Below are 6,777 nucleotides of genomic sequence, written 5' to 3' on the forward strand. Positions count from 1 at the left end.
TCTCTACTCCTGTTGTTTATACCTGAAAATGCTCTTTGTACTTCTGAATCGCGTCTTCCCAGGACACATACTGCAGTGCACCGGTGGGACAGTCCTTAACGCAGGCTGTATAGCCGTGGCAAAGGATACACTTGGTGGAAACATTGGTTTCCGGATCAAGGGTAGGAATGCCCCAGGGACAGGCTCGAACGCAGGTTCCGCAGCCGACGCATTTTTCCGGGTCAACCTCCCGGGCCCCGGTTCCTTCGTGTTCGAAGATCGCGTTCTCCGGACATGCCAGCGCACAGGCGGGCTGTTCGCACTGCCTGCAGGTATCGGCAACAAGGGTAAAATTACCCATCTCTCCGGGGCCGTTTACCCAGTCCCCCCGTACCCCTTTGGGGCCGTAGGCAAAGTTCTGACTTACCTTGATTCTTGCGGTAACCTGACTGGCTTTACCGTCGTTTCCAACCGAGCATGTAGCTTCACAGACCAGACATCCGGTGCAGCGGGCTGATTCGTGGATAATCATTCCATCGGCGGTTTCAAAGACTTTGATGTCCTTGGACGTACAGCCCGGCAGCAGCCAGGACATGGTCGTAGCCCCGATGGCGCTGATTCCTGTGTACTTGAGAAAATCTCTGCGGGTAATTTTCTGGTTCAGCAGTTGTGATTGAGTTTCGGACACACCTTACCTCCCTGTATTTTCTCCTTTCCAAATACGGGAGGCACAGACGTTTCCATCGGGACCTGGCGTCCGACAACCCTGGGACGGGCGTCCTGTAGGTTAATCGGATCGGAGATATATATGTACATTCTAATCGAGATAAAAAGATATGTAAAGAAATAAGGAATAGAAAATCGTATAAATGGTCGTTCTCTGCGCAAAAAATAAAATAATTGAAAATAGATGTGAGTGTTTTACTAATAATGTGATATGGATTGTATTAATATTCTGACGTAGGGTTTTATCCTGCTGAAAATCCTGACGGCCCAGGATATGGGAAAAAGAGCAGTTTTTGGAGCTGCCCTTATTATCTTCAATATCGTATAATTTTCCTGTTATCCGGCACGGATAATCTGTTAAGGGGAGAAGTATTGCGTTGAGTGATTTTTCTGCTGCTGCAAGGGAGTTTTTTTCAAGATACGGAGAATTCGCCGCCTTGCTTGGGGGGCTTTCCCTTGTCCTGTTTTTCTTAACCCTGGTTGCCATACCCCTCATAATAGTATCCATTCCGGCTGACTACTTTATCCGGGACCCCGGAAGCCTGTCAGATAGACGGCATCCCGTATTGCGGGCAGCGGTTTTCGTCATAAAGAATTCCCTGGGTGCTGTTTTTCTTCTTGCCGGATTCGTCATGCTGTTTATACCGGGGCAGGGGCTTCTGACATTCATGATTGGCCTGATGCTGATGAATTTCCCCGGAAAAAGAATGCTTGAACTGAAGCTTATTCGGAAGCCCCGGATCAGGGAGGCCGTGAACTGGATTCGGGTAAAGGCGAAACGGTCGTCCCTGGAGCTTCCCGAATAGGGCTTCTCTCCCCGGGTCCTTTCTCCCCCGGGAAGGTGCATCGCATGGAAATATTCTGTATACTGTACCAGTGACCCGGAAATCCCCTTTCCCAGAGCGCGAACTGGCACGGCTTCTGATGGCTCTTCCCCGAATCGAAATCCAGAACCGCCTGTTAAAAGTCAGCGACAGGGAGCTTGCCCTGGCAATGCTGAATCTCGATGAAAATGAACGGTCAGGAATCTATGCGGCGGTGTCCCCCGAGAAAATCCGTAGGCTGCGGGAGGAACTGTCCATGCTGCGGCGGCTGAGGCTTCACAGAGAGGATTATCTCACGGCTCTCGCCAGGGTTATAAGCGTACTGGAAGGGCGGCCGTACACCGAGGTACTGCGCTCCTATATTCGTCCCAGGGGCCGAAGGCCGGGATAGACTTTCGATTACTTCAGACTCCGCCTGGCCCCTGCCAGGTCGGACTGAAAGGAGAGGAGCATATCCTCGATTTCACTGTTCGATATGGCCGACTGCTCTATCATTCGATTAAGGTTCTCTTTCAGGGCATCGTATTCCTGGAATACATCGAGTATGGACTGAACGTCTTCCTGGACGGCGTCGGCGTTGTTCTTGCTTTCCTGGGTTCTTTCCAGCAGTTTTTTTACGGTTTCTCTGCTGGAGGAGACTTCATTACTGATGGAGTGCAGAATATTTACCAGCTGAAAGATAAGGTCGATCATTTCGTGCAGTTGCCCTGATGCCTGGTTTACGATTTCCCTCGACTGCACACCGTGCCGGCGAATCTCTTTTGCTACAACTGAAAAACCCGCTCCCTCTTTTCCTACCCGGGCAGCCTGAATCGAGGCGTTCATGGCCAGGATGTTGGTTATCTCCGAAAGATCTTCCACTTCCTTCAGTTTGTTCTGTGCCTCCTCCGCCTTGCTTTGAAGGATCTGTCCCAGTTTGTAGGAGTGGCCGAAGGACTGGTCGATGCTCGAGAAGTGGCTCTCCACCTCATTAATATAGTCCCGGGATACGAGAAAGGTTTCCAGGAAGCTGTTCATTCGGGTCTGGAAACTTGTACGTACCTTTTCCACCGCATGGGTTATTTTTGAAAAGTGCTCATGGAGGTAGCGGACGGTAATATTCAGAAGCTGACTGCGGGAAATTATTTCGAAAACCACGGCATTGATTTTACTGGCGAAATAATGGAGCAGTTTTTTCCCCTTTGACGTCTGAATTCGTGTTTCGGTATGTTCCATATCGATTATTCTCCGATGAACAGTGCGGTAAGCGTCTGGTTATGGTGAGTAAATAGTTCTTCTCCGTAGGTGTTGAAACCGATGTAGGGAATTGAGGAGAATACCTGGTGAAAATCATCCAGTTTTTCGTCTTCCCTCATTTCCAGATAGCGGAGAACGCAGTTAAAGAGAATCACTCCCCCGAGGGGACTTACCTGGTCCCTTGCGCTCTGCAGCGCAGCTCTGGCATTAGCCAGAATGTCTCCCTGTCTGAGGAGGCGCATTTTTGTCCCCGCCTCGATGAAGCAATAGAACTGAAGCCCCTTTCCGTCTATGACAGCGTTCGGGCTGCGGGTGTATACCGTATCGCCGATTACAACCCCCAGGGGATTTCGTGAAAAATGCATGTGTTCAATTGCTTCCGGTCCTGAAAGCCCCAGCATCCTGGCATAATAATCTGCAGCAGGTTCATGGTCTATCTCCCATACCACCCGTTTCTCCGGATCTGCCTGGGTAATGAGAAACTCCTTGTCCGTTGGAAGATAATGAACAAAGTGGTCGTAGAAAAAGGGGACCTTCATTTTCATGACCGCGACGCACACAGCATCACCGGATATCCGGGAGTCATGGGCGACAAGGGTCTCCGTAAAGGTCAGTTCGTCCGCGGCGGCTCCTCCAACCAGGGGAAAGGAGAACTTCCTGGCAGTTGAAAACTCCTTCATAACGAGTTCTCCCAGGGCAAGACCGTCGACGAGAACGATTCCGACATATTCTGCCGGGTTCACGTCGTCCGCAGGCAGCTGCCGGGAAATATCTTCGACGATTTCCTGTGCAGCCTTCCGAGGATCGCCTTTTACCTGTTCTCTGAACGAGGAAACTGCAAAATCGACCTCCTGTCCCGACAGCGACAGCGCCGTAAATCCCCGTTCCATGGGTCCCTGTGGTCCCCAGCCGCCGATCATTGATGCACCCAGGCATACGGCTTCGGGGAAGCGGTCTTTGACGCTTGTCTGAATATTCCGGTCCCTGTAGTCGACGGAAAAGAAATACAATACAATCCTTGTATCCGGCTGATAAATTGAATCCAGTACATGGGATATGTCGAAATCGGCCGTAGCCGCGCTTAGTACTGCCATTGTTCCTGCACCTGTAATATTCTTTAAGACAATAGTCTATGTGATCGGGAATAACAAGAAGTTTTTTATTTGTTTCACAGCCTGATGGTCTATTCTGCGAGGGGCGTGAATGAAAGGTATAAGCCGGAGTATACTGAGAGCATGGAACGCAGGGATTTTTCCGGATCAATGACACCGCTGGCAGCAGGTTTTCGCCGCGCCTGCCTGGACCAGCTCTATCTGGCGGAACGGGGATACCCCGTCAAGCAGACGGTCAAGCTCATAGGCGACCGCTACCAGTTGAGGGCAGTACAGCGCTCCATCCTGATGCGCGGAGTTATTCCTCCCGGCAGTGCCTCCCGGCGCAGGGTAAAACTTTTGTCGCCGGAGGATCTTTCCGGTGCCGAACTGTGGGTCGATGCCAGCAATGTTGTTGTAGCCGTCGGCAACTATCTCTGCGGAAAGTTCCTCTATATCGCCACCGACGGGCTGCTCCGGGATGCCGCGGAATCCCGGGGGGTATTCAGAAACGACGGGATCAGGAAACGGGCGGCAGAGCTGGTTGACGCAGCCCTGTCGGAGCTGGCCCCCGGAAAACTGATACTCTATATTGATGCACCCCTGACACACAGCAGGGACCTTGCCCGGGAACTGCGGGCTGGACTCTCCAGACGAAGAGGAGAAACACAGGTTCTGCTGGCAGATCATGCTGATGAGGTACTGAAGCAGGCCCCGGACATTGCGTCCAGCGGGGATTCCGAGATTATCGATTCAGTGGACCGGGTTTTTGATCTTACCAGGTTTACTCTGGAAAAAGGTCTGAATGCCCGTTTCCCGGACCTTGCGGAGTTTATCGGGGACTCGGATAAGCTCGAAACTGCCCGGAATTAAGCGGTGGATGCCCGTTACAGCCGCATCTGAAAACCTGTCTTGCTCTCAGAATCGAAACCGAGGGATCTATAGAATTCATGGGCTTCCTTACGATTCGCACTGCTCATAAGCATTACCTTGTAGCAGTTGTACCGATGGGCAAGATCGATGGCATTCTGCAGCAGCGCCCTGCCATACCCCTTTCGCCGGTAACGCGGGGCGGTAACTACATTTTCTATAAGCATATATGGGCGACGGCTACGGGTCAGGTTCGGGAGTATCGAGACAACGCAGCTTGCTGTAAGTTCGCTTCCTTCCTCCGCCACCAGAATCCTGTGCATCTCTCCCGCCTGGAGAATTGTGTTCCAGGTACCTCGGTATTTTTCTGTGTCCGTAAAGTCCTCATCCGGTTGAAGGTGCTGGTATAATCCAAGCACACCCTCCATGTCCTGTCCCCGTGCTTCCCGTATCAGCACTGGTGCTGTTCCTTTTCCGGGTAGATCGGATTGATCTTGAGAGCGAAGAAACAGTTCACCGGTTTTTCGTGGAGTATCTTCTTTTCGATAATTGTAAAGCCCAGGTTTTGCAGTCTGCTCTCAAATTGTTTCACCGTCAGGAATTCCATGGGCGGAATCAGGCGGATTTTTGACAGGAGACGCAGGAGGAAGCTCTGCACTGTTTTTTGTTCTCCCAGGCAGTCGCTGGCACACAGCAGCATTCCCGCCGGCCACAGGAGTTTCCTGATCCTGGACAAAGCTGCATCAAGGTCTGAGGTAAAGTGCAGCACATTGAAGGCAAAGATTACATTGAACTTTCTGGGGTCCAGACGGGGATCGAAGATATCGGTTTTCATAAAATCGACGGCAGCACGGTCCAGCTTCTGCACCTTGGTTCTGGCTGCATCGATCATCTTCCCTGAAATATCGATGGCCAGGATCTTCTTAACCCAGGGGGCAAGTTCAACTGTGGTTATTCCTGTACCGCAGCCCATATCGAGGGCCGTCTGGTTCTGATCCAGATATTTTTTGCTCAGTTCGACGGTATCCCGGTATGCCCTGCGGTAGATTTTATCCACCTGGACATCGTAATGGGAGGCCATTCTGTCCCAGAATTTCTGCCATGATTTCACCAGATCATTATCCGGCAAGGGTAAGGTTTTTTCAACAGAAAATTATTTCTTGTCTCCGTAAGTAAATGGGCCTATGATAGTAGTAGAGTACACAAGCTTTTTAGGAGGCAGAGTATGAGTATAAGTAAAATATTCAAGGAAAGTCTGGCGATCGCCAGGGGGAACCCCCTTATTTTCATTCCGATGCTCCTGGCGAGTATCTTTTCCGCCCTTGTGGGGCTGATCTTCGTCGGATCCGCAGTGCCCATGATGCATGGATTGTCCGCCGATCAGATCGCCGCCAATCCTGAACAGGCCCTGGCCGGAGCGGGCGCAGCTGCAGGTGGCATGCTCCTGTTCAGTATCATCAGCGGCCTGGTCGGACTGCTCACGCACAGCATGACCGTTGGAATGGCGGACATGGCTTTTCAGGGAGAAAAGGCCACCCTTAAAAACGGATGGGCCAGGATCGTCTCCCGGATTGTCCCGGTTCTCATCGCATCCATTTTGATGGGGATCATTATCGGTCTGGGCATGATATTCCTCGTGCTTCCCGGGATTATTCTGGCATTCTTCCTGATGTTCACCCTTATTGCGGTTGTTGTCAGCAATCTCGGCGCTTTTCAGGCCATCGGACGCAGCTTCAGCACGGTGGGTAAAAACTTTGGCGCAACCTTTATCACCTTTCTTATTATAATCGGCCTGGCAATTCTTACGGGACTTCTCAACTTCATAATCAGCCTGATTCCCTTTCTGGGAGTAGTCCTCTCCATGATTGTCTTTGCCATATTTACCGGCTTCGTGACCATTTTTCTTGTACGGGTGTACCAGGAGATGGACCTTTCAAGCGATACATCTCCGGAGGTTGAAGCCTGAAGCAGCATTCGACGGAGGAACAAACATCAGGGGGCTGTCTAAGAAGAATCTTAGTCAGCTCCTTTACTATTTTGGGAGTGAGGGT

Annotated in this window: 9 protein-coding genes and 1 riboswitch; of the genes, 4 read left to right on the top strand and 5 right to left on the bottom strand. The window is 51.2% G+C overall.

Translation table 11 applies throughout. The features are described 5' to 3' along the window. Window positions 1–16 precede the first annotated feature (16 nt). Window positions 17–667: a 4Fe-4S dicluster domain-containing protein gene (locus B4O97_RS01455; protein ID WP_233142875.1), complete on the bottom strand. Its 651-nt coding sequence runs from the start codon at window positions 665–667 to the stop codon at window positions 17–19. Window positions 668–671: 4 nt separating this feature from the next. Next, a riboswitch (molybdenum cofactor riboswitch) is annotated at window positions 672–793 on the bottom strand. Between the two features lie 289 nt (window positions 794–1,082). Between B4O97_RS01455 and B4O97_RS01460 the strand changes: the two genes are divergently transcribed. After that, the gene (locus B4O97_RS01460; RefSeq protein ID WP_083047587.1) at window positions 1,083–1,511 is read left to right on the top strand and encodes a PGPGW domain-containing protein; all 429 of its coding nucleotides are present in this window, start codon (window positions 1,083–1,085) and stop codon (window positions 1,509–1,511) included. A 118-nt stretch (window positions 1,512–1,629) separates the two neighbouring features. Then, on the top strand, window positions 1,630–1,920 hold the full coding sequence (locus B4O97_RS01465; RefSeq protein WP_143305472.1) for a FliG C-terminal domain-containing protein: 291 nt from the start codon (window positions 1,630–1,632) through the stop codon (window positions 1,918–1,920). Window positions 1,921–1,928: 8 nt separating this feature from the next. On the opposite strand, the gene B4O97_RS01470 is transcribed toward B4O97_RS01465, so the two are convergent. Continuing rightward, window positions 1,929–2,744 (bottom strand): methyl-accepting chemotaxis protein, encoded by an 816-nt coding sequence (locus tag B4O97_RS01470; RefSeq protein ID WP_083047591.1) that lies wholly within the window; start codon window positions 2,742–2,744, stop codon window positions 1,929–1,931. Between the two features lie 5 nt (window positions 2,745–2,749). Then, the gene (locus B4O97_RS01475) at window positions 2,750–3,859 is read right to left on the bottom strand and encodes an FIST signal transduction protein (RefSeq protein WP_083047593.1); all 1,110 of its coding nucleotides are present in this window, start codon (window positions 3,857–3,859) and stop codon (window positions 2,750–2,752) included. A 141-nt stretch (window positions 3,860–4,000) separates the two neighbouring features. Here B4O97_RS01475 and B4O97_RS01480 point away from each other — a divergent pair, with 141 nt between their 5' ends. Continuing rightward, window positions 4,001–4,729, top strand: coding sequence for a DUF434 domain-containing protein (locus B4O97_RS01480; protein ID WP_158084088.1), 729 nt, complete (start codon window positions 4,001–4,003; stop codon window positions 4,727–4,729). Between the two features lie 14 nt (window positions 4,730–4,743). Here the strand turns inward: B4O97_RS01480 and B4O97_RS01485 are convergent, their stop codons facing one another. Together B4O97_RS01485 and B4O97_RS01490 are read right to left on the bottom strand one after the other, a co-directional pair. Then, the gene (locus B4O97_RS01485; protein ID WP_083047597.1) at window positions 4,744–5,184 is read right to left on the bottom strand and encodes a GNAT family N-acetyltransferase; all 441 of its coding nucleotides are present in this window, start codon (window positions 5,182–5,184) and stop codon (window positions 4,744–4,746) included. Beyond that, window positions 5,178–5,837 carry a class I SAM-dependent DNA methyltransferase gene (locus tag B4O97_RS01490; RefSeq protein ID WP_158084089.1) on the bottom strand — a complete coding sequence of 220 codons (660 nt, stop codon included), beginning with the start codon at window positions 5,835–5,837 and terminating at the stop codon, window positions 5,178–5,180. The genes B4O97_RS01485 and B4O97_RS01490 overlap by 7 nt, the downstream gene beginning before the upstream one ends. A 114-nt stretch (window positions 5,838–5,951) precedes the next feature. On the opposite strand from B4O97_RS01490, the gene B4O97_RS01495 reads away from it, so the two are divergent. Then, window positions 5,952–6,692, top strand: coding sequence for a hypothetical protein (locus B4O97_RS01495; protein WP_083047601.1), 741 nt, complete (start codon window positions 5,952–5,954; stop codon window positions 6,690–6,692). The last annotated feature ends 85 nt before the right edge of the window (window positions 6,693–6,777 follow it).

It is taken from the genome of Marispirochaeta aestuarii (genome assembly GCF_002087085.1).
Lineage (GTDB): Bacteria > Spirochaetota > Spirochaetia > JC444 > Marispirochaetaceae > Marispirochaeta > Marispirochaeta aestuarii.

Excerpts from the sequence above, each read along its gene's own strand:
- B4O97_RS01465 (WP_143305472.1), top strand. The coding sequence starts at position 1,630 with ATGGCTCTTCCCCGAATCGAAATCCAGAACCGCCTGTTAAAAGTCAGC.
- B4O97_RS01495 (WP_083047601.1), top strand. The coding sequence starts at position 5,952 with ATGAGTATAAGTAAAATATTCAAGGAAAGTCTGGCGATCGCCAGGGGG.
- B4O97_RS01470 (WP_083047591.1), bottom strand. The coding sequence starts at position 2,744 with ATGGAACATACCGAAACACGAATTCAGACGTCAAAGGGGAAAAAACTG.
- B4O97_RS01480 (WP_158084088.1), top strand. The coding sequence starts at position 4,001 with ATGGAACGCAGGGATTTTTCCGGATCAATGACACCGCTGGCAGCAGGT.
- B4O97_RS01475 (WP_083047593.1), bottom strand. The coding sequence starts at position 3,859 with ATGGCAGTACTAAGCGCGGCTACGGCCGATTTCGACATATCCCATGTA.